General features: G+C 65.3%; 22 protein-coding genes and 1 tRNA gene. 17 read left to right on the forward strand and 6 right to left on the reverse strand.

What is annotated here, in order from left to right:
* The first annotated feature begins 62 nt into the window (after window positions 1–62).
* The 12 genes from V9K97_RS00725 (at window position 63) to V9K97_RS00780 (ending at window position 8,465) form a co-directional block, all read left to right on the forward strand.
* On the forward strand, window positions 63–1,283 hold the full coding sequence (locus V9K97_RS00725; protein ID WP_337315830.1) for an IscS subfamily cysteine desulfurase: 1,221 nt from the start codon (window positions 63–65) through the stop codon (window positions 1,281–1,283).
* A gap of 50 nt (window positions 1,284–1,333) precedes the next feature.
* On the forward strand, window positions 1,334–1,750 hold the full coding sequence (iscU, locus tag V9K97_RS00730) for a Fe-S cluster assembly scaffold IscU (RefSeq protein ID WP_126747244.1): 417 nt from the start codon (window positions 1,334–1,336) through the stop codon (window positions 1,748–1,750).
* A gap of 1 nt (window position 1,751) precedes the next feature.
* Entirely contained in the window at window positions 1,752–2,075 is a 324-nt protein-coding gene (gene iscA, locus V9K97_RS00735) for an iron-sulfur cluster assembly protein IscA (protein ID WP_007828190.1), read from the forward strand.
* Window positions 2,076–2,228: 153 nt separating this feature from the next.
* Window positions 2,229–2,747: a Fe-S protein assembly co-chaperone HscB gene (gene hscB, locus V9K97_RS00740; protein WP_281150497.1), complete on the forward strand. Its 519-nt coding sequence runs from the start codon at window positions 2,229–2,231 to the stop codon at window positions 2,745–2,747.
* Between the two features lie 9 nt (window positions 2,748–2,756).
* Window positions 2,757–4,616, forward strand: a complete 1,860-nt coding sequence (gene hscA / locus V9K97_RS00745; protein WP_337315831.1) for a Fe-S protein assembly chaperone HscA — start codon at window positions 2,757–2,759, stop codon at window positions 4,614–4,616.
* Between the two features lie 7 nt (window positions 4,617–4,623).
* Window positions 4,624–4,962 carry an ISC system 2Fe-2S type ferredoxin gene (fdx, locus tag V9K97_RS00750; RefSeq protein ID WP_258505820.1) on the forward strand — a complete coding sequence of 113 codons (339 nt, stop codon included), beginning with the start codon at window positions 4,624–4,626 and terminating at the stop codon, window positions 4,960–4,962.
* 12 nt (window positions 4,963–4,974) lie between these two features.
* Window positions 4,975–5,682, forward strand: coding sequence for a DNA polymerase III subunit epsilon (dnaQ, locus tag V9K97_RS00755; RefSeq protein ID WP_126747249.1), 708 nt, complete (start codon window positions 4,975–4,977; stop codon window positions 5,680–5,682).
* A 78-nt stretch (window positions 5,683–5,760) separates the two neighbouring features.
* Window positions 5,761–5,835, forward strand: a tRNA-Val gene (locus V9K97_RS00760).
* Window positions 5,836–6,005: 170 nt separating this feature from the next.
* Window positions 6,006–6,116 (forward strand): stereocilin, encoded by a 111-nt coding sequence (locus tag V9K97_RS00765; protein ID WP_082517415.1) that lies wholly within the window; start codon window positions 6,006–6,008, stop codon window positions 6,114–6,116.
* Window positions 6,117–6,148: 32 nt separating this feature from the next.
* Complete coding sequence (locus V9K97_RS00770) at window positions 6,149–7,252, forward strand: NAD(P)/FAD-dependent oxidoreductase (RefSeq protein WP_337315832.1); 1,104 nt, start codon at window positions 6,149–6,151, stop codon at window positions 7,250–7,252.
* Window positions 7,253–7,397: 145 nt separating this feature from the next.
* The gene (locus tag V9K97_RS00775; protein ID WP_126747251.1) at window positions 7,398–7,694 is read left to right on the forward strand and encodes a glycine zipper domain-containing protein; all 297 of its coding nucleotides are present in this window, start codon (window positions 7,398–7,400) and stop codon (window positions 7,692–7,694) included.
* A gap of 48 nt (window positions 7,695–7,742) precedes the next feature.
* Window positions 7,743–8,465: a phage holin family protein gene (locus tag V9K97_RS00780; RefSeq protein ID WP_337315833.1), complete on the forward strand. Its 723-nt coding sequence runs from the start codon at window positions 7,743–7,745 to the stop codon at window positions 8,463–8,465.
* Between the two features lie 54 nt (window positions 8,466–8,519).
* On the opposite strand, the gene V9K97_RS00785 is transcribed toward V9K97_RS00780, so the two are convergent.
* Window positions 8,520–9,596: a quinone-dependent dihydroorotate dehydrogenase gene (locus V9K97_RS00785; protein ID WP_337315834.1), complete on the reverse strand. Its 1,077-nt coding sequence runs from the start codon at window positions 9,594–9,596 to the stop codon at window positions 8,520–8,522.
* Window positions 9,597–9,636: 40 nt separating this feature from the next.
* On the opposite strand from V9K97_RS00785, the gene rpiA reads away from it, so the two are divergent.
* On the forward strand, window positions 9,637–10,365 hold the full coding sequence (gene rpiA, locus V9K97_RS00790) for a ribose-5-phosphate isomerase RpiA (RefSeq protein ID WP_337315835.1): 729 nt from the start codon (window positions 9,637–9,639) through the stop codon (window positions 10,363–10,365).
* A gap of 48 nt (window positions 10,366–10,413) precedes the next feature.
* Here the strand turns inward: rpiA and V9K97_RS00795 are convergent, their stop codons facing one another.
* The 5 genes from V9K97_RS00795 to V9K97_RS00815 form a co-directional block, all read right to left on the reverse strand.
* On the reverse strand, window positions 10,414–11,058 hold the full coding sequence (locus V9K97_RS00795) for a glutaredoxin family protein (protein WP_337315836.1): 645 nt from the start codon (window positions 11,056–11,058) through the stop codon (window positions 10,414–10,416).
* Window positions 11,059–11,088: 30 nt separating this feature from the next.
* Complete coding sequence (locus V9K97_RS00800; RefSeq protein WP_337315837.1) at window positions 11,089–13,149, reverse strand: M3 family metallopeptidase; 2,061 nt, start codon at window positions 13,147–13,149, stop codon at window positions 11,089–11,091.
* Window positions 13,150–13,154: 5 nt separating this feature from the next.
* Entirely contained in the window at window positions 13,155–14,006 is an 852-nt protein-coding gene (gene folD, locus V9K97_RS00805; protein ID WP_258505827.1) for a bifunctional methylenetetrahydrofolate dehydrogenase/methenyltetrahydrofolate cyclohydrolase FolD, read from the reverse strand.
* 80 nt (window positions 14,007–14,086) lie between these two features.
* Window positions 14,087–14,719 carry a response regulator transcription factor gene (locus tag V9K97_RS00810; RefSeq protein ID WP_012747279.1) on the reverse strand — a complete coding sequence of 211 codons (633 nt, stop codon included), beginning with the start codon at window positions 14,717–14,719 and terminating at the stop codon, window positions 14,087–14,089.
* Window positions 14,716–17,256, reverse strand: coding sequence for a PAS domain-containing sensor histidine kinase (locus V9K97_RS00815; protein ID WP_258505829.1), 2,541 nt, complete (start codon window positions 17,254–17,256; stop codon window positions 14,716–14,718). Before V9K97_RS00815 ends, V9K97_RS00810 begins: the two co-directional genes overlap by 4 nt.
* 216 nt (window positions 17,257–17,472) lie before the next feature.
* Between V9K97_RS00815 and aceE the strand changes: the two genes are divergently transcribed.
* Genes aceE through lpdA form a run of 4 tightly spaced genes read left to right on the forward strand, consistent with a single transcriptional unit; the run spans window position 17,473 to window position 24,323 of the window.
* A complete protein-coding gene (aceE, locus tag V9K97_RS00820) occupies window positions 17,473–20,187 on the forward strand; it encodes a pyruvate dehydrogenase (acetyl-transferring), homodimeric type (RefSeq protein ID WP_258505830.1) in 2,715 nt (904 codons plus the stop codon).
* 49 nt (window positions 20,188–20,236) lie between these two features.
* Window positions 20,237–21,913 carry a dihydrolipoyllysine-residue acetyltransferase gene (aceF, locus tag V9K97_RS00825; RefSeq protein ID WP_337315838.1) on the forward strand — a complete coding sequence of 559 codons (1,677 nt, stop codon included), beginning with the start codon at window positions 20,237–20,239 and terminating at the stop codon, window positions 21,911–21,913.
* Entirely contained in the window at window positions 21,910–22,503 is a 594-nt protein-coding gene (locus V9K97_RS00830) for an MFS transporter (RefSeq protein WP_126747261.1), read from the forward strand. The genes aceF and V9K97_RS00830 overlap by 4 nt, the downstream gene beginning before the upstream one ends.
* Window positions 22,500–24,323: a dihydrolipoyl dehydrogenase gene (gene lpdA / locus V9K97_RS00835; RefSeq protein WP_258505833.1), complete on the forward strand. Its 1,824-nt coding sequence runs from the start codon at window positions 22,500–22,502 to the stop codon at window positions 24,321–24,323. The genes V9K97_RS00830 and lpdA overlap by 4 nt, the downstream gene beginning before the upstream one ends.
* Window positions 24,324–24,371: the final 48 nt, after the last annotated feature.

The following is a 24,371-nucleotide window of genomic DNA, read 5'->3' on the forward strand; positions in this document are numbered from 1 at the left end:
GAGGGCGCCGCCACCAGAAGCGCAGATCAAAGAAACAACCCCCACGCCAGCCCGAGCCAGCCATGGACGTAACTCCTCATTTCCCGATCTATCTCGACTACGGCGCCACCACGCCGTGCGACCCGCGCGTGGTCGACGCCATGATTCCCTGGTTGCGCGAGCATTTCGGCAACCCGGCATCGCGCAGCCATGCCTGGGGCTGGGAAGCCGAAGAGGCGGTCGAGAAGGCGCGCGGCCAGGTGGCCGAGCTGATCAATGCCGACCCGCGTGAAATCGTCTGGACGTCGGGCGCCACCGAGTCGATCAACCTGGCGCTCAAGGGTGCGGCCCACTTCTACAAGGGCAAGGGCAAGCACCTGATCACGCTGAAGACCGAGCACAAGGCCGTGCTCGACACCATGCGCGAACTCGAGCGACAGGGCTTTGAGGTGACTTACCTCGACGTCGAGGAAAACGGCCTGGTCGACCTCGACAAGTTCAAGGCCGCGATCCGCCCCGACACCATCCTGGCGAGCGTGCTGTTCGTGAACAACGAAATCGGAGTCATCCAGGACGTGGTCGCGCTGGGCAATGCCTGCCGCGAAAAGAGCGTGATCTTCCACGTCGACTCGGCCCAGGCCACGGGCAAGGTCGAGATCGACATCACCAAGCTGCCCATCGACCTGATGAGCCTGGCTTCGCACAAGACCTATGGCCCGAAGGGCATCGGCGCGCTTTACGTGCGCCGCAAGCCGCGCATCCGCCTCGAGGCGCAGATGCACGGCGGTGGCCACGAGCGCGGCATGCGCTCGGGCACGCTGCCCACGCACCAGATCGTGGGCATGGGCGAGGCCTACCGCATTGCCAAGCTCGAAATGAAGGACGACATCGCCCATGCGCGCCGCCTGCAGAAGCGTCTGCTCGACGGCCTGAAGGACGTGGAGCAGGTGTTCATCAACGGCGACCTCGAGCAGCGTGTGCCGCACAACCTGAACATGAGCTTCAACTACGTCGAAGGCGAGTCGCTGATCATGGGCATCAAGGGCCTGGCGGTGTCGTCGGGTTCGGCCTGCACGTCGGCCAGCCTGGAGCCCAGCTACGTGCTGCGCGCCCTCGGCCGCAGCGACGAGCTGGCCCACAGCAGCCTGCGCATGACCATCGGCCGTTTCACGACCGAAGAAGAAATCGACTACGCCATCTCGACCATCAAGCACAACGTTGCAAAGCTGCGCGAGCTGAGCCCCCTGTGGGAGATGTTCCAGGACGGCGTCGACATCAGCACGATCCAGTGGTCGGCGCACTGACGCCGGACCGCACCAGGCTCCACGATTGAACAAAGTTTGAGAGGTACACCATGGCATATTCATCCAAGGTCATCGACCACTACGAAAATCCCCGCAACGTCGGCTCCTTCGAAAAGGGCGACGACTCGGTAGGCACCGGCATGGTCGGCGCACCGGCTTGCGGCGACGTCATGAAGCTGCAGATCAAGGTCAACCCCGAAACCGGCGTGATCGAAGACGCGCGCTTCAAGACCTACGGCTGCGGTTCGGCCATTGCGTCGTCGTCGCTCGTGACCGAATGGGTCAAGGGCAAGACGCTCGACGAAGCAGCCGCGCTCAAGAACGCGCAAATCGCCGAAGAACTGGCGCTGCCCCCCGTCAAGATCCACTGCTCGATCCTGGCTGAAGACGCCATCAAGGCTGCCGTGAGCGACTACAAGGCCAAGCACGGCGTCAAGACGGCGCAAGCCGAGCCGGCAGTCCACTGATATGGCTGTCACGCTGACTGAAGCCGCTGCGCGCCACGTGACCCGCTATCTCGGCAAGCGGGGCAAGGGCGTGGGCGTGCGGCTGGGCGTGAAGACCACCGGATGCTCGGGCCTGGCCTACAAGCTCGAGTACGTGGACGAGTTCACGCCCGAAGACGTGGTGTTCGAAGACCACGGCGTGAAGGTGCTGGTCGACCCCAAGAGCCTGGCTTATATCGACGGCACGCAGCTCGACTTCGTGCGCGAGGGCTTGAACGAAGGCTTCAAGTTCATCAACCCGAACGAGCGCGACCGTTGCGGCTGCGGGGAAAGTTTCCGCATCTGATGCGCCGTCGCTGACCGCGACAACAGCCGCCACCATGTCATGTGCTGGCGGTTTTTTCTTGATCCTTATGGGCCCCCACGTTCGGCACTTTGTGTCCTCACTGCCCCCCGAGGGGGCGCAGACCGCCTTTGGGGCGGCCCGGCAGGCAGTCTGATGAACCTCAACGACACCGACTTCCAATTGTTCGCCGTCCCGGCCACGTTCGCGCAGGACCGCGCCGCGCTCGACGCGCGCTGGAAAGAGCTGCAGCGCGAAGCGCACCCGGACCGCTTTGCCGCGCAAGGCGCCGCGGCGCAGCGCGTGGCCATGCAGTGGTCGGTGCGCATCAACGAGGCCTATCAACGGCTGAAAGACCCGATCCGCCGCGCGAGCTACATCTGCGAACTGAACGGTGCGCCGCTCAACGCCGAGAACAACACGGCCATGCCGCCCGATTTCTTGATGCAGCAGATGGAATGGCGCGAGGCGCTCGACGACGCGGACGATGTCGAAGCGGTTGAAAAGCTGCAGGCGGAGGTCGAAGCCGGCCGCGCGCGCGCGCTGTCGTCGCTCGACTGGCTGATCGACGAGAAGGGCGACTACCCCGCCGCCGCGCAGCAGGTGAGAGCCCTCATGTTCATTGAGCGTTTCGGCCAGGACGTCGAGGCCAAGTTCGATCAGTTGGGACAATAAGCCCTATATATGGCTCTTCTACAGATTTCAGAACCCGGCCAGGCGCCCGATCCGCATCAGCGCCGCATTGCCGTGGGCATCGACCTGGGCACCACGCATTCGCTGGTGGCCGCGGTGCGCAACGGCGTGGCCGAATGCCTGCCCGACGACCAGGGCCGCGTGCTGCTGCCTTCGGTGGTGCGCTACCTCGATGGCGACCGACGGCAGATCGGCTTCGATGCCGTGGCGGCACGCGGGCAAGACCCCGCCAACACCATCACCTCGGTCAAGCGTCTCATGGGCCGGGGGCTGGCCGACATCGCCAACCGCGAATCGATGTCGTACCGCATCGACAGCAGCGACGGCGGCATGGTGAAGGTGCAGACGCTCGCGGGCGAAAAATCGCCGGTCGAAATCAGCGCCGAAATTCTGGCGACGCTGCGCTACCGCGCCGAAGACACCTTCGACGATGAGCTCTATGGTGCGGTCATCACCGTGCCCGCGTATTTCGACGAAGGCCAGCGACAGGCCACCAAGGATGCCGCGCAATTGGCGGGCCTCAATGTGCTGCGCCTGATCAGCGAGCCGACGGCCGCTGCCATTGCCTACGGCCTCGATAACGCCAGCGAAGGCGTCTACGCGGTGTACGACCTGGGCGGCGGCACCTTCGACATCTCGATCCTGCGGTTGACGCAGGGTGTGTTCGAGGTGATTGCCACCGGCGGCGACTCGGCACTCGGCGGCGACGACTACGACCACGCGCTTGCCGGCTTCGTGCTCGCGCAGACCGGCGCCCACGCCGAGAGCGATGGCGACAAGGCCGCATTACTGGTCGCGGCGCGTGCCGCCAAAGAAGCGCTGACCGATTCCGAATCGACCACTTTCCGCGCGGAGGTTGCGGGTCAGGCGATTCAATTCGAAGTGACCCGCGCGCAATTCGACGCCGCCACCAAGCCGCTCACCGACCGCACCATTGCTGCTGTTCGCAAGGCTCTGCGCGATGCAAAGCTCAAGCCCGACGAACTGAAAGGCATCGTGCTGGTCGGCGGTTCCACCCGCATGCCGCAGGTCCGCCGCGCCGTCGCCGAATTCTTCGGCCGCGAGCCGCTCGTCAACCTAAACCCCGACGAAGTCGTGGCGCTCGGCGCCGCCATCCAGGCCAATCAGCTGGCCGGCAACAACGGCGCGGGCGACCTGCTGCTGCTCGACGTGATTCCGCTGTCGCTCGGCATCGAGACCATGGGTGGCCTGGTCGAGCGCATCGTGCCGCGCAACCAGACCATCCCCACTGCGATGGCGCAGGACTTCACCACCTATCAAGACGGCCAGACAGCCCTTGCGTTGCACGTGGTGCAGGGCGAGCGCGACCTGGTCGCCGATTGCCGGAGCCTCGCACGCTTCACCTTGCGCGGCATTCCGCCGATGGCCGCGGGTGCGGCGCGCATCCGCGTGACTTTCACGGTCGATGCCGATGGACTCCTGAGCGTCAGTGCCAAGGAGCAGGGCAGCGGCGTCGAGGCCAGCGTCACGGTCAAGCCGTCGTACGGGCTTTCGGACGACCAGATCGCGACCATGCTGCAGGAGAGCTTTTCCACCGCGCAGCAGGACATGCAGGCGCGGGCGCTGGTCGAGGCCCGCGTGGATGCCGAGCGCATGCTGCTCGCCACGCAGAGCGCGCTCGATGCCGACGGCGACCTGCTGACCGAAGATGAGCGTGCCGCCATCGACACTTCGATGGCAAAGCTGCGCGAAGCCGCCACGGGCACCGACGCCGCCACGATAGAAGCCGCCACCAAGGCGCTGGCCAACGACACCGAAGCCTTCGCCGCCCGGCGCATGAACGCGGGCATTGCGCGCGCCTTGTCGGGCCGCAAGGTCGAATCCCTCTAAGAACAACATGCCCACCATCAAGATATTTCCGCATCCCGAGTACTGCCCGCAGGGTGCAGAAATCACCGCGCCGGCCGGCACCTCCATTTGCGAGGCGCTGCTCGACAATCACATCAACATCGAGCACGCATGCGAGATGAGCTGCGCCTGCACCACCTGCCACGTCATCGTGCGCCAGGGGTTCAGTTCGCTGAACGAAGCCGAAGAGGGCGAGGAAGACCTGCTCGACCGCGCCTGGGGCCTGGAGCCACAATCGCGCCTCAGCTGCCAGGCCATCCTGGCGCAGGAAGACGTGACGGTCGAGATTCCCAAATACTCGATCAACCACGCCAAAGAGAACCATTGAAGAAGGCACCGAATGTCGCGCCAGATCGTCCTCGACACTGAAACCACCGGCCTTTCCGCCGAGAACGGCGACCGCATCATCGAGCTCGGCTGCGTGGAGCTGTTCGCGCGCAAGCTCACGGGCAACGACCTGCACATCTACTTCAACCCCGAGCGCGAGAGCCATGAAGACGCGCTCAAGGTGCACGGTCTCACGACCGACTTCTTGCGCGACAAGCCGAAGTTCGCCACGCTGGCCAACGACATCGTCGAGTACCTGCGCGGCGCCGAGCTGATCATTCACAACGCAGCCTTCGACGTCGGCTTTCTCAACAAGGAACTCGAGCTGGCCGGCCTGCCGCCGCTGCGCACCTTCGTTGGGGAAGTGACCGACACGCTGGCCATGGCCAAGCAGGTGTACCCGGGCAAGCGGAATTCGCTCGACGCGCTGTGCGACCGCTTCGGCGTCGACCGCTCGAACCGCACCTTCCACGGCGCCAAGCTCGACGCGCAGCTGCTGGCCGACGTGTACATCAATCTCACGCGCGGCCAGGACGCGCTGCTGATCGACGTGTCGTCGAACGAACCGGCGCAGGGCACCACGGTGGTTGCCATCGACCTGAGCCAGTTCGACCTGCCGGTGATCATGGCGGCCGAGCAGGAGCTTGCGGCGCACGAGGCCGTGTTGTCGCAACTCGACAAATCCAGCAACGGGCGCACGCTGTTTCGGCAAAACGCCTGAAATGCTGTGGCATAATCGAAGGCTTCGCGCAACGCGATTAATTCAAAGGCACTGAAACACGGCGCCGGAGAATTGACAGGGCGGTTAGCTCAGGGGTAGAGCACAGCATTCACACTGCTGGGGTCGGAGGTTCGAAGCCTCCACCGCCCACCAAATTCCCCAAAACGAAATCAGCGACTTGGATTGTCCAAGTCGCTTTTTGTTTTGCGCGCCGCTTTCAGGCCGCCGCACGCAACTGTCGACTCGTGCTGACGCCAGCTCCCGCTTCGCGCCGGCTCAATTCCGTGGCGGAGCGCGTACACCCAGGGGGAAGGAGACCGATCATGGCCACTCACCCCGACATTCCGCCCGACCTGCCCGTGGAGCCCGACGAAGGGCCGAGCACGCCGCCGGACGATCCGACTGACCCCGAACCTCCTCCCACCACCTCGTGAATCTGGCGCGCGAGCCGCGATAAGCTCGCGCCATGGATGAACTTGATTGCGCCGTCATCGGCGGGGGTGTGGTGGGCCTGGCCGTGGCGCGCGCGTTGGCGCTCGCGGGCCGGGAAGTGGTGGTGCTCGAGGCGGAAGGTGCCATTGGCACTGGAACCAGTTCTCGCAACAGCGAGGTGATTCACGCGGGCATCTACTACCCGCAGGGCTCGCTCAAGGCCCGCCTGTGCGTGGAGGGCAAGCAGGCACTTTATGAATATGCCGCGGAGCGCGGCTTGCCGCACAAGCGCTGCGGCAAGCTCATCGTGGCGACTTCGCCCGAGCAGGTGGCGCAACTCGAAGTCATTCGCGCCAAGGCTGCGGCCAATGGCGTCGACGACCTCGTGCTGCTGACTGCGGACGAGGCCCTTGCCATGGAGCCGCAGCTGCATTGCGTGGCCGCATTGCACTCGCCGAGCACCGGCATTGTCGACAGCCACGCGCTGATGCTGAGCCTGCTGGGCGACCTGGAGAACGCAGGTGGAATGCTGGCGCTGAAATCGCCCATTGCACGCGCGGAATGTGGCGCGGATGCTATCGTGCTGGTAGCGGCAGACGGCACTGCGCTGCGCTGCAGCACCGTCATCAATGCGGCGGGGCTCAACGCGCCCGAGCTGGCCAGGCGGTTCGAAGGCCTGCCCGGGGCGGCCATACCGACGGCGTACTTTGCCAAGGGCAACTACTTCACCCTGTCTGGACGTGCGCCTTTCACCCGGTTGATCTACCCGGTGCCCGAGCCCGGCGGCTTGGGGGTGCACCTGACGCTCGACTTGGGCGGGCAGGCCAAGTTCGGACCCGATGTGCAATGGGTAGAGTCGGCCGACGACCTGGTGGTGGACCCGGCGCGCGGCGACGGCTTTTACGCCGAGGTGCGCAAGTATTGGCCGGCGCTGCCCGACGGGGGATTGATTCCGGGCTACGCCGGCTTGCGCCCCAAGATTTCTGGGCCCGGCGAGCCGGCGCGCGACTTCATGATCGAGGGGCCCGAATCGCACGGGGTAAGAGGCCTGGTCAACCTCTTCGGCATCGAATCGCCGGGGCTCACAAGCAGCCTTGCCATCGGAGGCTACGTGGCTCGCTTGCTTGAAAGCGCCTGACGGATGCCACGCAGCCCCTTTGTGTGCAGAAGTCTGAAGAACTGCCGCGCATGAGGGGCTTTTGTGCCTGTAACATGACACCACGCCATTTGCTGGCGTGAAGCCGCCGGCGCGGTGCCGGTGTCATCACGGAGGAAAGATTCCAATGAGTGCATCCAACAACATCGAGGCAGCAGCCGAAGACATCGCGAGCGACGTGCGCGGCGTGCTGGCCAGCAAGGACCTGGATTCGGTTCCCCACATCAAGGCGCTGCGCCAGCGCATCGACACCAAGCTTGCCATTGCACGCGAGCTTGCGGCGGAGAAGAGCAAGATTGCAGCCCAGAAGGCTCGCGAGGCGGCCAACACCGCCAACGCCTACGCCCACGACGAACCGTGGCAGATTGCCGGCGCAGCGCTGGCAGTTGGTGTGTTGGTGGGTTTGCTGCTTGGCCGCCGCTGACCTGAGCACCCACCGCCGCGTTGTCCGTCGCCGAGCAGGAGCCGGCGCATGAGCTTGCTGTCCCTGTTCGGGCTCAATGCCCGTTTGCGGCGGCTTCGCCTTGCCGCGGCCGAAGGCGCGCTGGCCGCCGAAGACCGTGTGCAGCTCTTGCGCATGGCGTGGGAGGACGAGAAGCAGCGCCTCAAGCTGATGCTCGTGCTGGTGGTCGCCGTGCTCGGGCTGACCACGGTGGCGGTGGCGTTGCTGTCGATGGCGGTGGTGGTGCACTTCTGGGACACGCCGCATCGCGTTGCGGCTGCGTGGGCGGTGGCGGCTGTGTGGATCGTGCTCTGGCTGGGCGCTGCACTGGGTCTGTTTCTGACGCTTCGCAATGCCTCGAACAGCTTCATGCCGGCGCGCCATGAGTTCGAACGCGACTGGACCTGGGTTCAGGACCGTTTCGGGCTCGGCAAGGACCCCGACCAGGATGAAGAAGCGCCGCGTCCCCCGCGGCCCGCCACGCGCGAAGAACTGCTGGCCCGCATGGACCGCCAGCGCGAACGCATTGCCACCATGCAGGGCGATCCGCGCAAGCCGCAGCCCGCCGGTGCGGCAGCGGCTCCAGAAGCACCGCCCGCGGACGAAACGGCATCCGCCGCTGCGCTGCGCATTGCGCGGGAGCATCCGGTGGCCACGGGCGTCGTCGCTGCGGTGGCCCTGGTGGTGATTCGTCCCAAGCGGCTGTTGCGCTGGGCAGCGGTCGTTGCGCCAGTGCTCTGGCGCATGCGATGAAAACCAGCGCTGAAAACCAGCGCCGAAAACCAGCGCTGAAAAAAGCGAGAAGGCTCAGGCTGCGCTGCGAACTTGCAGCAACGCCTGAGCCGCTTCGCGCACGAGGGCCGGGCCGCGATAGATGAGGCCGGTGTAGATCTGCACCACGTCGGCACCCGCGGCTATCTTGGCCTTGGCATCGGCCCCACTCAGGATGCCGCCCACCCCGATGATCGGAAAACCTGTTCCCAGCGCCGCGCGCAACTGGGCGATCACGCGGTTGCTCGCCTCGCGCACCGGGGCACCCGATAGTCCGCCGGCTTCGTCGGCATGCGGCAGGCCCGCGACCGCGTCGCGCGCCAGGGTGGTGTTGGTGGCAATCACGCCATCCATGCCGTGGCGCTGCAGCGTGGCGGCGATGACCGCGACCTGGCTTTCGTCGAGATCGGGCGCGATCTTCACGAACAGCGGAACGCGCTTGCCGCCGCGGTCGGCAAGCACCTGCCGCCGCTCGGCGATGGCACCCAGCAACGCGTCGAGCGCTTCGTCGCTCTGTAGCGTGCGCAGATTGGCCGTGTTGGGGCTCGAGATATTGATGGTCACGTAGTCGGCATGCGCATACACGCCGTCCAGACAGGCCACGTAGTCGTCCACCGCCCGCTCGATGGGGGTGCTCGCGTTCTTGCCGATGTTGAGGCCGAGCAGCATCGGCTTCTTCCCCGCGCTGGCATTCCTGCGAAAGCGCGCCTTCTGCACATTGGCAAGAAAGGCATCGAGGCCTTCATTGTTGAAGCCGAGGCGGTTGATCAGCGCGTCGCGCTGCGGCAGGCGGAACATGCGCGGCTTGGGATTGCCCGGCTGCGCCTTCGGCGTGACCGTGCCGACCTCGACAAAGCCGAAGCCCATGGCGGAAAAAGCGTCGATGCAGCGGGCGTTCTTGTCGAGTCCGGCCGCCAGGCCGACGCGATTCGGGAACTGCAGCCCCGCGAGCGTGATTGGGTCTTCGACGCGCGAAGCGGCGTACGCGCAGGCCAGGGGCGTGTTCTGCGTGCGGGCGAGGCCGTCGAGGGTGAGTTCGTGGGCATGCTCCGGGTCGAAGCCGAACAGAAAGGGCCGGGCCAGGCCGTAGAGCGAAGAGGGGAGCAGGGGCATCGGATAATTCTCGACTTCAATGAGCCAAGGATTCTCCGCGATGACTGCACCCGTTTCCCCTTCTTCCGCTCCCGGCGCCGGCGCCACCAGCGCAATCTCCCAGGACGAGCTCAAGGCCCAGGTCGGCCGGGCTGCGCTGGCCTATGTGGTGAAGGGCGAAATCGTCGGCGTGGGCACCGGCTCGACCGTGAACAAGTTCATCGACGCCCTGGCCACCATCAAGGACCAGATCAAGGGCGCGGTGTCGAGCTCGGTCGCCTCGACGGAACGCCTGCGCGCCTTGGGCATTCCGGTGTTCGACAGCAACGAGGTCGAGGAGCTCAGCGTCTACATCGACGGCGCGGACGAGATCGATCATCGCGGCTTCATGGTGAAGGGCGGTGGTGCGGCGCTCACGCGCGAAAAGATCGTGGCGGCGCAGTCGCGGCGCTTTGTGTGCATTGCCGACGCATCCAAGCTGGTCGACACGCTCGGCGCCTTTCCGCTGCCGGTGGAGGTCATTCCGATGGCGGCGCGCCGCGTCATGCGGCAGTTCGAGGCGATGGGCGGCATTGCGCAGGTGCGGGAAAAAGACGGTGTGGCGCTGGTGACCGACAACGGGCAGCACATCGTCGACGTCACCGGGCTGCGGATCAGCGACCCGCTTGCCTTCGAATCCGAGGTGAGCCAATGGCCGGGCGTGGTCACCGTCGGCGTGTTCGCTCACCAGAAGGCCGACGTGTGCCTGCTGGGCACGCCCTCGGGCGTGCAAACGATGACGTTCGAGTGAAGAGAAAAGCGGCTGCCGGCGTCAACCGGCGGCCCGCTCAGGAACCGCTCAGAACTTGATGCCTGCCGGGTTGCTGGGAGTCGGCCCGCTGGGAGCAGGCGCAGGCTGCTGCGGAGCAGGAGTGGCCGGCGCGGGTTCGCGCGCCACGGGTGCCGCCTGCACCGCAACCAGCGGTCGGGCCGGCGGGTTGCGGTAAGTCGCCGGCAGGCTGTTGCTCTTCGGGTAGCCCGCGGCATCGAGGTACTGCGACCATTCAGTATCGGAAAAGCCCTTGAGCTGCTGCGAACCGATCGTCAGCAACGGCAGCGAGGCCTGGCTGCTCATCCGCTGCAGCGCCTCGACGTCCTGGTTGCTCTTGACGGTGCGTTCTTCAAAAGGAATGCCGCGCGTGGTGAGCAGCGAGCGGGCGGCGCCGCACGGCGCGCATTCTTCACCGGTGTACAGCGTCACGGGATAGCGCTGTGCCACCTGGCGCAGTTCATACGGCAAGCCGGCATTGGCCGGCGGCGTGATGCCGGCTTGCGGGCCTGCGGCGGGCTCGGTGCTGGCGGTGGGGGCCCGGTCCGAGAAAGTGACCTTGCCGTTCTTGTCGACGTTGCGATAGATCGGCTGGGCCATGGCACCTGCTGCAACGAGCAGCAGGGCGAGGCCGGACAGGCAATGCAAGGAGGTTTTCTTTTGGATCGAATGCATTGCCTGAGTATCGCAAGCTTCAGGCCCGCTTCAAACGGGCTGGGCCTGCGCCATGCCCTGGTGTCGCAGCAGCGCATCAAGCTGCGGCTCGCGGCCGCGGAAAGCCTTGAACGAATCCATGGCGCTGCGGCTGCCGCCTGCTTCGAGGATGGCCTGGCGATACCTGCGGCCGGTCTCGATGTTCGGCTGGCCGTCGGCGCCCACGGTTTCCTCGAAGGCGGCGTAGGCGTCGGCGCTCAGCACCTCGGCCCACTTGTAGCTGTAGTAGCCGGCTGCGTAGCCGCCCGAGAAGATGTGGCTGAAGGTGTTGGGCGTGCGGCTGAAAGGCGGCGCAGGCATCACGGCCACTTCGGCGCGTACCTTGCCCAGCAGCGCGAGCACGCCGCCCGGCTGCGCACTGGCGGCCTGGTATTCGGTGTGCAGCAGCATGTCGAACAGCGAGAACTCGATCTGGCGCAGCGTTTGCAGGCCGCTCTGGAAGTTCTTGGCGGCAGTCATCTTGTCGAACAGCGCGCGCGGCAGCGGCTCGCCGGTATCGACGTGGGCGGTCATGTGCCTGAGCACGTCCCATTCCCAGCAGAAGTTTTCCATGAACTGGCTCGGCAGCTCGACGGCATCCCATTCGACGCCGCTGATGCCGGACACGTCGCGCTCGTTCACCTGCGTGAGCATGTGGTGCAGGCCGTGGCCGAATTCGTGGAAGAGGGTGGTCACGTCATCGTGCGTGAGGAGCGGCGGCTTGCCGTCCACACCGCTCGCAAAGTTGCACACCAGCTGCGCCACCGGCGTTTGCAGGGTGCCGTCGTCGGGCCGCAGCCAGCGTGCGCGCACGTCGTCCATCCACGCACCGCCGCGCTTGGCGGCACGGGCCGAGGGGTCGAGATAGAACTGGCCGACCTTCTGCACGCCGCCAGCCGTCTGGCGTTCGATGCGATAGAACTCCACGCTCGGGTGCCAGGTGGGGGCGTTGTCGCGCCGGATGGAAACCTCGAACAGCGTTTCGACGATCTTGAACAGGCCGGCCATCACCTTGGGTGCCGGAAAGTACTGCTTCACCTCCTGCTCGCTGAAGGCGTACCGCGCTTCCTTCAGCTTTTCGCCGATGTAGCTCCAGTCCCAGGCTTGCGGATCGGCAATGCCCAGTTGCTCCGATGCGAACACGCGCAGGTCGGCCAGATCGCGCTCGCCATAGGGCTTGGCCTTGGCCGCGAGGTCACGCAGGAACTTGACCACCTGCTCGGGCGATTCAGCCATCTTGGGCACGACCGAGAGTTCGCCGAAATTCTTGTAGCCGAGCAGCCTGGCTTCTTCTTCGCGCAGCGCGAGGATCTCGTTGATGAGCGCGGTGTTGTCGAAGGCCGGGTCGCCGAGCTCGCTGGCGCGCGTGACATACGCGCGGTAGAGCGTTTCGCGCAGCGCGCTGCTCTTGGCAAACTGCATCACGGGCAGGTAGCAGGGCATCTTGAGCGTGAGCTTGTAGCCCTGCTTGCCCTCGGCTTCGGCGGCCGCGCGGGCGGCCCCAATCACGTCTTCAGGCACGCCCTCGAGCTCGCCAAGCGCCGCGTAGTACGAGAAAGCGTCGGTGGCGTCGAGCGCGTTTTCGCTGAATTTCTGACTCAGCTCGGCCTGGCGTTCCTGGATGTCGGCAAAGCGCTTCTTCGCATCGCCCTGCAGTTCCGCGCCGCCAAGCACAAAGTTGCGCACGGCATTGCGGTGCGCCTGGCGCTGCTCGGGGTTGAGGGTGGCCACGTCGATGGCCTTGTACTTGGCGTACAAGCGCTCATCGGAACCCAGGCGGGTCCAGAAAGCGGTGACGCGGGGCATGGCCTCGTTGTAGGCGGCGCGCAGCTCCGGCGTATCGGCCACGGCGTTGAGATGGCCCACGGCGCCCCAGGCGCGGCTGAAGCGTTCGGACGCCACGTCGAGCACCTTCGAAATCGCATTCCAGTCGGCCGGAAAGTCGGCCGCCGTGACGGTCTGCAGCGCCGCCTCGGCATCGGCCAGCAAGATGTCGACCGCGGGCGCGACGTGCTCGGGCTTGATGCGGTCGAACAGCGGGAGATCGGCGAAGTCGAGGAGGGGGTTGGTCATGGAAATCACTTTGCGGCGCGTTCCGCAGCTTCAAGGGTGTTGGCGAGCAGCATTGCGCGCGTCATGGGGCCCACGCCGCCGGGCACGGGGGTAATCCAGCTGGCCACTTCCTTGACGCTGTCGAAATCCACGTCGCCGGCCAGCTTGCCGTCTTCCTTGCGGTTCATGCCCACGTCGATCACCACGGCGCCCGGCTTCACCATGTCGGCCGTCAGCAGGTTGCGCTTGCCCACGGCGGCGACGATCACGTCGGCCTGCCGGGTGATGGCGGCCAGGTCTTGCGTGGCGCTGTGGCAGATGGTGACGGTGGCGTTCTTGGCCAGCAGCATCATGGCCATCGGCTTGCCGACGATGTTGCTGCGGCCGATGACCACTGCGTGCTTGCCGCGCAGGTCGTAGCCGATGGATTCGAGCATCTTCATGCAACCGTGCGGCGTGCAGGGCCAGAAGCCCGGCTGGCCGACCATCAGCGCGCCGGCGCTGGCCACATGGAACCCGTCGACGTCCTTGGCCGGAGAGATGGCTTCGATGACGCGGTGGCTGTCCATGTGCTTGGGCAGCGGCAGTTGCACAAGAATGCCGTGCACCTGGGGGTCGTCGTTGAGCGCCTCGATGCGGGCCAGCAGTTCGGGCTCGGTCATGCTGGCGGAATGGCGTTCGAGATGCGCGGTGAGCCCGGTCTGGCTGCTGTCGTTGACCTTGTGCTTCACGTAGACCTGGCTCGCCGGATCTTCACCCACCAGGATGATGGTCAGCGTGGGTTCCACGCCGCGTGCCTTCAGTGCGGCAATGCGGCCGGCAACATCGGCGCGGATTTTCTGGGCCAGCGCGTTGCCATCGATCAATTGAGCGGTCATCGGTTTCGATTTTCCAAGTAAAAACGCCCGCTTGCGCAGGCGTGGGGAACATTCGTCGCTATCGGGGAGATAGCTGGTTTTCAGGCCTTGGCTGCGGGCGCCGCTTGCCCGAGCGCGATCTTGAGCAGATCGGCCACGGTGTTGGCGTTGAGCTTTTCCATGATGTTGGCGCGGTGCGCCTCGACGGTCTTGATGCTGATGCCCAGGTCGTCGGCAATCTGCTTGTTCAGGCGGCCGGCGACGATGCGCTCGAGCACCTGGGCTTCGCGGCCGGTGAGCTTGGACAGCAGCGCGTCGCGGCTGGCCGACTGCTGGTGCTGGGTGAAAGCGCCGCGCGCGTGCTCGAGCATGCGCTCGACCAGCGTGACGAGTTCTTCGTCGTTGAAAGGCTTCTGGATGAAATCCATGGCGCCCTTCTTCATGCTGTCGACCGCCATCGGCACGTCGCCGTGGCCGGTGATGACCACGATAGGCAGCGGGGAGCGCCGTTCGATCAGCCGGTCCTGCAGTTCGAGGCCAGTCATGCCGGCCATGCGAATGTCGACGATCAGACAGGCGACTTCGCGCGGGTCGTATCGGGAAAGAAAGGACTCGGCTGAATCGAAGCAGCGAACCCTGTAGTCCTTGCCCTCGAGCAGCCATTGCAGCGAATCTCGTACGGCCTCGTCGTCATCGACGACATAGACAGTGCCCTTCTTCGGAATCAAACTCATGCAGGTACCTTTGCCTCGTCGCTTGCTACGGAACTGGGAGCGTCCAACACCGGAATCCAGAAGGAAAAGCGGCATCCGATCACATCCGGGCCATTGTAGATGTTCTCCGCCTGCATCCGTCCACGGTGCGACTCGACGATGGTGCGGCACAGATTCAGCCCGATACCCATGCCTTCGGGCTTGGTGGAGAAGAAGGCCTCGTAGAGCCGGTCCATCACTTCGGGCGCCAGGCCCTTGCCGGTGTCCTGCACCGAAAATTCGATGGCATTGTGGCCCTCGATCACCTTGGGCAGCACGCGCAGTTCCACGCTACGGCGCGCGAGCGGGCGCTCTGCAATGTCGATGGCTTCGGCCGCGTTCTTCAGCAGGTTGACCATCACCTGCTCGATCAGGATGGGGTCCACGCGCACCACAGGCAGCCGCGCCGCCACATAGTGGTTGAGCCGCACATTGCGCCGCCGCAGTTCGATGCCCGCCAGTTCGACCGCCTCGCTCACCATGGTGGCCACGTCGGCGGGCGTGCGATTGGGTTCGCTGCGCTTCACGAAGGAGCGGATGCGCTGGATGATCTGGCCCGCCCGCTGCGCCTGCTTGGAGGTTTTTTCGAGCGCCGCGAGCAGCGCCTCGGTGTCGATCGACTGCCCCTTGATGCGGGACATCATCCCGTTGCAGTAGTTGGTGATGGCCGTCAGCGGCTGGTTGAGCTCATGCGCCACGCTGGAGGCCATTTCGCCCATCGTGATCAGGCGGCTTGCGGCCTGGGCGCGGTCGGCCTGCGCGGCCGCCTGTTCCTCGGCGTCGCGCCGCGGTGTGATGTCGGTGGCAATCACCAGTTGGGCAAGCCGGCCGTCGACCCAGGTGAGATAGCGCGAACGCACTTCGAGCCATTTGCCCAGGTGCGGCACGAAGATCTCGTTGTTGGCGGTCTGGGCGGCGGTCAGGGTATCGATCGGCAGGCCGGCGTAGGGGTCGACGTCGTCCAGGCCCTCGTCGTGCGCATTGGAGGCCGGCACACCGGCCTGCGCCACCATGCCCAGGTGGCCCACGGTGTCGGAGCCGAACCAGAGCCGGTACAGCTTGTTGGCGAACAGCAGCTCCTCGCTGCCGATGGGCGCCACCGACACCGCGGCGTCCAGCGCCTCCAGCACCGTGGTGAAGCGCTCGTACGAAGCCGACAGCTGCTCGCGGATGCGCGTGGGCTCCGTGATGTCGGTCATCGAGGTCATCCAGCCCGTCTGGTGGCCGCGCGCGTCGATCAGCGGCGACACATAAAGGCGGGCGTTGAACACGCTGCCGTTCTTGCGCTTCACGCGCACCTGGAAGCCGCCGGGCAGGGCGCGCCCGTGCAGCTCTTCCTCGAGCCGCTCGTTCATGACTTCGCGGTCCGACTCCAGCCAGTACGGGAAGGGCGGCGTCTGGCCCACCAGTTCGGCTTCGCTCCAACCCGTCATCGCGCAGAAAGCGGCGTTCACGTAGGTGATGCGCCCCTGCAGGTCGAGCACGCGCATGCCGGTGAGCATGGAGTTTTCCATCGCACGCCGGAAGTTGGTTTCGGCAACCAGCCGCTGCTGCGCCTGCTGGCGCCGCCGGGTGTGCCGCCAGGTACCGATCAGCATCCAGCTGGTGAGCACGCTGAGCGCGCAGACCAGCCAGAACAAGCCATTGCCGACCACCCCCTGCGAGGTGCGGTAGGCCTGGGCGCGCAGCACCAGCGCATTGCCGACCGGCGACACCGGCACTTCGTATTCGTTGGTTCTTTCGGACCAGGGCAGCAGGCGCGTGCCGCCTTCCCTGGGGCTCACGGTGTTGCCCGCAATCGGATTGCCCTTGGCGTCGAGCAGCGACACCGCATAGCGCGCCTGCACTTCCGATGGCATGCCGTAGCGCAGCAGGCCGTCGATCGAAAACTCGCCCAGCACCACGCCCGCGAACAGGCCCTGGTCGAAAAGCGGAATGTGCAGCTGCAGCATGGCCGTGGGATCGCCGCCGGCCATGGGTTGGGAGAAAACCGGTTGGCGCAGCTCTCGCGCCAGCGCGTAGTTGCTCTCGATATCGCCGGGCCGCAGCACGTCGCCGATGAGGTGCTGCTGCGCGGGGTGTACGCTCGGCGCGGAATAGCCAGCCTTGAAGCGGCGGCGGTCGTCGATCCACGTGACCGTCTGCAGTTCGGGGAACTGGCTCACCAGGGATTCCGCGCGGCTCGCGAACTCGACGGGATCGATTTCGCGGTTCGAGGCATCCCGTGCGATGCGCATCAGCTGTTCCTGCCGCTCCAGGAGGCGCAGGCGCATGCGCTGCTGGGCGTATTCGACGTCCCGCCGCACCGACTCCTGCTCGCGCTCGACTTCTTCGGTGCGCAAGTACCAGAAAGCCGAAACGATGGCGGCAAGGAACAGCAGCACCGCCGCAATCGGCGCGAGCATGGCGACGGCGTCCTGCAGCACCGGCGTTTGCCGGCGCCACCAGCGGCGCCACCAGGACAGAGGGGACGCATTCACGGCGCTGCGGGCCACCGCCAGCGGAGAGGAAAGAGGCATCTTCCGAGTTTAGGGGATGCTCCCCCGCGAAGCGCGCCAAACGCCCGGTGCCATTGGTTCCGGCGCGGCTGCAGCCAGAACAACCCCAATCATAAATATCACATTAAGAAATTGATATGCGCCATTTGAAATAGAAGCATTTCTATGAGAAACTCGCCCGCGTTTATCGAAGACCGCACTTAAATTACAGCCACAGCCCTAATAGGAGAGACAAGCATGTCGGCAAATCCCGAGAACCTGTTCGGCTCGGCCGCGAACGACGCGGACGCCCAGGAGACCCGTGAATGGATGGATGCACTGTCCTCCGTTATTCAGAGCGAGGGGCCTGAGCGGGCTCACTTCCTTCTAGAGCAGTTGCTCGAGCATGCGCGGCAGCACAGCATCGACAAGCCTTTCTCGGCCAATACTGCCTACGTCAACACCCTGGAGCCTGACCAGGAAGAGCGTTGCCCCGGCAACCTCGAGATCGAAGAGCGCCTGCGCGCCTACATGCGATGGAACGCCATGGCCATGGTGGTCAAGGCCAACCGCCATCATCCGCCCGAAGGCGGCGACCTGGGCGGCCACATCGGCTCCTTCGCTTCGCTGGCCAACATGTTCGGGGCCGGCTTCAACCACTTCTGGCACGCCGAGAGCGAAAACCACGGCGGCGACTGCCTCTACATCCAGGGCCACGTGTCGCCCGGCATCTATGCCCGCGCCTACCTGGAAGGCCGCCTGACCGAAGAGCAACTGCTCAACTTCCGCCAGGAAGTCGACGGCAAGGGCCTGTCGAGCTACCCGCATCCGAAGCTGATGCCCGAGTTCTGGCAATTCCCGACCGTGTCGATGGGCCTCGGCCCGCTGATGGCTATCTACCAGGCCCGCTTTCTCAAGTACCTGCATGCCCGCGGCATTGCCAACACCGAGAACCGCAAGGTCTGGGTGTTCTGCGGCGACGGCGAAATGGACGAAGTCGAATCGCTGGGCGCCATCGGCCTGGCCGCGCGCGAAGGGCTCGACAACCTGATCTTCGTCATCAACTGCAACCTGCAGCGCCTGGACGGCCCGGTGCGCGGCAACGGCAAGATCATCCAGGAGCTCGAAGGCGAATTCCGCGGCTCGGGCTGGAACGTCATCAAGCTGATCTGGGGCAGCAACTGGGATCCGCTCTTGGCGCGCGACAAGGACGGCGCGCTGCGCAAGATCATGATGGAGACCAACGACGGCGACTACCAGGCCTTCAAGGCCAATGACGGCGCCTACGTTCGCAAGCACTTCTTCGGCCGCGATCCGCGCACGCTTGAGATGGTGTCCAAGATGAGCGACGACGACATCTGGCAGCTGCGCCGCGGCGGCCACGATTCGCAAAAGGTCTACGCGGCCTTCGACGCGGCCGTGAAGCACAAGGGCCAGCCCACGGTGCTCCTGATCAAGACGGTCAAGGGCTTCGGCATGGGCAAGATCGGCGAAGGCAAGAACAACGTCCACCAGACGAAGAAGCTCAGCGACGAGGACATCATGGCCTTCCGCGACCGCTTCAATATTCCGATTCCGGACAGCAAGATTGCGGACCTGCCGTTCTACAAGCCGGCCGACGACACGCCGGAAATGAAGTACCTGCATGAGCGCCGCAAGGCCCTCGGCGGCTACCTGCCGCACCGCCGCACCAAGGCCGATGAAAGCTTCACGGTGCCTTCGCTCGACACCTTCAAGTCGGTGATGGAACCCACGGCCGAAGGCCGCGAGATCTCGACCACGCAGGCCTACGTGCGCTTCTTGACGCAGCTCTTGCGCGACAAGGCGCTGGGCCCGCGCGTCGTTCCGATTCTTGTGGACGAAGCGCGCACCTTCGGCATGGAAGGGTTGTTCCGCCAGATCGGCATCTACAACCCCGCAGGCCAGCAGTACACCCCGGTCGACAAGGACCAGGTCATGTACTACAAGGAAGACAAGGCCGGCCAGATCCTGCAGGAAGGCATCAACGAAGCCGGCGGCATGTCCAGCTGGATTGCCGCGGCCACCTCGTACAGCACCAACAACCGCATCATGGTGCCGTTCTACGTGTACTACTCGATGTTCGGCTTCCAGCGCATCGGCGACCTGGCCTGGGCGGCCGGCGACATGCAGGCGCGCGGCTTCCTGCTGGGCGGTACGTCGGGGCGCACCACGCTCAACGGCGAAGGCCTGCAGCACGAAGATGGCCACAGCCACATCCTGGCCAACACCATCCCCAACTGCGTGAGCTACGACCCGACCTTCGCGCACGAAGTGGGCGTGATCCTGCACCATGGCCTCAAGCGCATGGTCGAGAAGCAGGACAACGTCTATTACTACCTGACGCTGCTCAACGAGAACTACGCGATGCCCGGCCTGCAGCCCGGCACCGAAGAGCAGATCATCAAGGGCATGTACCTGTCCAAGCAGGGCCCCGCGCTCAAGGCCAAGGCACCCACGGTGCAGCTGCTGGGCAGCGGCACCATCCTGCGCGAAAGCTTTGCCGCGCAAGAACTGCTCGAGAAGGATTGGGGCGTGTCCGCCTCGGTGTGGAGCTGCCCGAGCTTCAACGAGCTGACGCGCGACGGCCAGGACGCCGACCGCTGGAACCTGCTGCACCCGGACCAGACGCCGCGCGTGCCCTTCGTGGCCGAGCAACTCGCGCCTACCGCAGGCCCGGTGATCGCGTCGACCGACTACATGAAGGCCTACGCGGAGCAGATCCGTCCCTTCATTCCGAAGGGCCGCAACTACAAGGTGCTGGGCACCGACGGTTTCGGCCGCAGCGACTTCCGCAACAAGCTGCGCGAGCACTTCGAGATCAACCGCCACTACATCGTGGTGGCCGCGCTCAAGGCGTTGAGCGAAGATGGCACCGTGCCCGTAGCCAAGGTGGTGGAAGCGATCAAGAAGTACGGCATCAATGTCGACAAGGTCAACCCGCTTTACGCCTGAACATCAACAACCAACGAACGAACGGCGCCTCACGGCGGGAGACAACGATATGGCAGCAGTGGAAGTGAAGGTGCCGGACATCGGCGATTTCGATGAAGTCGCGGTGATCGAGGTGCTTGTGAAGGTGGGCGACACGGTCAAGGCCGAGCAGTCGCTCATCACCGTGGAATCGGACAAGGCGTCGATGGAAATTCCGTCGTCGACCGCCGGTGTGGTGAAAGAAATCAAGGTCGAGGTCGGCGGCAAGGTGAAAGAGGGCTCCGTGGTCCTCGTGCTCGAGGCCGAAGGGTCTGCCGCGGCACCGGCTTCGGCGCCTGCAGCAGCTCCGGCTCCTGCGGCTGCCGCCCCGGCGCCCGCAGCCGCGGCGCCTGCTCCGGCTGCCGCGCCTGCGGCTTCGGGTCCCCTCGAGATCAAGGTGCCCGACATCGGCGATTTCAAGGATGTCGCGGTCATCGAGTTGCTGGTGAAACCCGGCGACACGATCGCGGCCGACCAGTCGCTCATCACCGTCGAATCGGACAAGGCCTCGATGGAAATTCCGTCGTCGGCTGCGGGCGTGCTCAAGGAGCTCAAGGTCAAGGTGGGCGATACGGTCAATATCGGTGACCTGATTGCCGTGCTGGAAGGCGCCGCAGGTGGTGCGGCCCCTGCGCCTGCGCAGGCTGCTGCAGCCGCGCCGGCAGCGGCGACCGCCAGTGCGCCAGCTCCGGTTGCCGCTCCATCGGCGGCCGCTGCCACTCCGCCAGCTGCTGCCGCACCGCACGAACCCACTGTGGCGCCCACCGGCAAGCTGCCGCATGCGTCCCCTTCGGTGCGCAAGTTCGCCCGCGAACTCGGCGTGCCGCTCGAAGAGGTCAAGGGCTCCGGTCCCAAGGGCCGCATCACCCAGGAAGACGTCCAGAGCTTCACCAAGGCCGTGATGAGCGGCCAGGCCAGCACGAAGGCATCCGCAGCCAAGGCACCCGCCGGTGGCGGCAGCGGGGATGGCGCGGCACTGGGCCTCATTCCGTGGCCAAAGGTCGACTTCGCCAAGTTCGGCGCGGTCGAGCGCAAGGATCTGTCGCGCATCAAGAAGCTCAGTGGTGCCAACCTGCACCGCAACTGGGTGATGATTCCGCACGTCACCAACAACGACGAAGCCGACATCACCGAGCTCGAAGCCTTCCGCGTCTCCACCAACAAGGAAAACGAAAAGTCGGGCATCAAGGTCACGATGCTGGCCTTCGTGATCAAGGCGGTGGTTGCGGCGCTCAAGAAGTTTCCTGACTTCAACGCCAGCCTCGACGGCGACCAGCTCGTCTACAAGCAGTACTACAACATCGGCTTTGCGGCCGACACGCCCAACGGGCTCGTAGTGCCGGTGCTGAAGGATGCGGACAAGAAGGGCATCCTGCAGATCAGCGCTGAAATGGGCGAGCTCGCCAAGAAGGCGCGCGACGGCAAGCTCGGCTCGGCCGACATGCAGGGCGGCTGCTTCTCGATCAGCTCGCTCGGCGGCATCGGCGGCACGCATTTCACGCCCATCATCAACGCCCCCGAAGTGGCCATCCTCGGCCTCTCCAAGGGCCAGATGAAGCCGGTGTGGGACGGCAAGCAGTTTGTACCGCGCCTGACGCTGCCGCTGTCGCTGTCCTACGACCACCGCGTGATCGATGGTGCCCTGGCTGCGCGCTTCAACGCCTACCTGGGCCAGGTGCTCGCGGACTATCGCCGAATCCTGCTATGACCACGGTTGTGGCCGTCCGCAAAGGCGGCCAGGTCACGATGGCGGCGGATTCGCTGGTGACCTTCGGCGACACGCGGCTTTCGCACCGCGCCGAGGCGAACCAGAAGATCTTCACCATCGACGATGCGGCGGGGCAGAGCCTCTTTGCCGTGGCCGGGGCTGCTGCGCACTTCCTGGTGCTGCAGCATGCGCTGGCCGCGCAGCCGCGCGAAGCGCTGCTGTTCGGCAGCAAGCACGAGATCTTCCGCACCTTCACGCTGCTGCACCCGGTGCTGAAAGACTCGTTCTTCATGCAGACCAAGGAAGACGAGCATGAGCCCTACGAGTCGAGCCAGTTCACGATGCTGATGGCCAACCAGAGCGGCATCTACGGCATCTACAGCTACCGCGAGGTGTTCGAGTTCAAGCAGTTCTGGGCCATCGGCTCGGGGCGCAGTTTTGCACTTGGCGCCATGCACGCGGCCTACGACATGAAGTCGCGCACCTCGCGCGACGTGGCGGAGGCGGGGATTGCCGCCGCCTGCGAATTCGATCGCAATTCGGCCCCACCGGTCGACGTTCTCACACTCAAACTGAAAGTGTCCAAATGAGCGAACAACAAATCAAGGTGCCGGACATCGGCGACTTCGACGAAGTCGCGGTCATCGAGGTGCTGGTCAACGTCGGCGACACGGTCAAGGCCGAGCAGTCGCTGATCACGGTCGAGTCGGACAAGGCCTCGATGGAAATTCCATCGTCGGCCGCCGGCGTGGTGAAGTCGCTCGCCGTCAAGGTGGGCGACAAGGTCAAGGAAGGCTCCGTGGTGCTGACGCTGGAGGTGGACGGTGCCGCAGCGCCCGCGCCCGCAGCAGCCGCTCCTGCGCCAGCCGCCGCGGCGCCCGCTCCCAAGGCGGCTCCGGCACCCGCGCCGGCCGCAGCGCCCGCCGCTTCCACCTACGGTGGCAAGGTCGATGTCGAGTGCGACGTTGTCGTGCTCGGCGCCGGCCCTGGCGGCTATTCGGCCGCATTCCGCGCTGCCGACCTCGGCCTGAAGGTGGTGCTGATCGAGCGCTATGCCACGCTGGGCGGCGTGTGCCTGAACGTGGGCTGCATTCCGTCGAAGGCATTGCTGCATGTTGCGTCGGTCATGGACGAGGTCAAGCACTTCGCCGACCTGGGCGTGAGCTTTGCCGCGCCGACGGTCGACCGCGCCAAGCTGCTCGGCCACAAGAACAAGGTGGTGGGCAAGCTCACCGGCGGCCTCACGGCCATGGCCAAGATGCGCAAGGTGACGGTGCTGCGCGGCGTCGGCAACTTCATCGACCCCTACCACCTGGAAGTGGACGAGACGTCCGGCACCAGCTGGGACACCACCGGCAAGAAGCAGACCGTCAAGTTCCGCAACGCCATCATCGCGGCCGGTTCGCAGGCCGTGAGCCTGCCGTTCATGCCGAAGAACGACCCGCGCGTGGTCGACTCCACCGGCGCGCTCGAAATGGGCACGGATCCCAAGCGCATGCTGATCCTGGGCGGCGGCATCATCGGCCTGGAGATGGGTACGGTGTATTCGACGCTGGGCGCGCGCCTCGACGTGGTCGAAATGCTCGACGGACTGATGCAGGGCGCCGACCGCGACCTGGTCAAGGTGTGGCAGAAGATGAATGCGCCGCGCTTCGACAACATCATGCTCAAGACCAAGACTGTCGGCGCCGAAGCCACGAAAGAGGGCATCAAGGTCACCTTCGAAGGCGAGAACGCACCCAAGGAACCGCAGGTGTACGACCTGGTGCTGCAGGCCGTGGGCCGCAGCCCCAACGGCAAGAAGATCGGCGCCGAGAAGGCGGGCGTGGCGGTGAGCGACCGCGGCTTCATTCCGGTCGATATCCAGATGCGCACCAACGTGCCCCACATCTTCGCCATCGGCGACATCGTGGGCCAACCCATGCTGGCGCACAAGGCGGTGCACGAGGCGCACGTGGCGGCCGAGGTGATTGCCGGTGAGCAGAAGGGCGACAAGGAGCTTTCGAGCGCCGCCTTCAATGCCCGGGTGATTCCGAGCGTGGCCTATACCGATCCCGAGGTGGCATGGGTCGGCCTCACGGAAGACCAGGCCAAGGCTGAAGGCATCAAGATCAAGAAGGGCCACTTCCCGTGGAGCGCTTCGGGCCGCGCCATTGCGAATGGCCGCGACGAGGGCTTCACCAAGCTGCTGTTCGATGCCGAGACGCACCGCATCCTGGGTGGCGGCATCGTGGGCACGCACGCCGGCGACATGCTCGGCGAAATTGCGCTGGCCATTGAAATGGGCGCCGACGAGATCGACATCGGCAAGACCATTCACCCGCACCCGACCCTGGGCGAAAGCATCGGCATGGCGGCCGAGGTGGCGCACGGTACCTGTACCGACCTGCCGCCGGCAAAGAAGGCCTGACGAGCCGATTGAGCCGCTCCGGATAATCGGAGCGGACACAAAAAATCC

The sequence above is a fragment of the Variovorax sp. CCNWLW186 genome (assembly GCF_037203865.1).
Taxonomy (GTDB): Bacteria; Pseudomonadota; Gammaproteobacteria; order Burkholderiales; family Burkholderiaceae_C; genus Variovorax.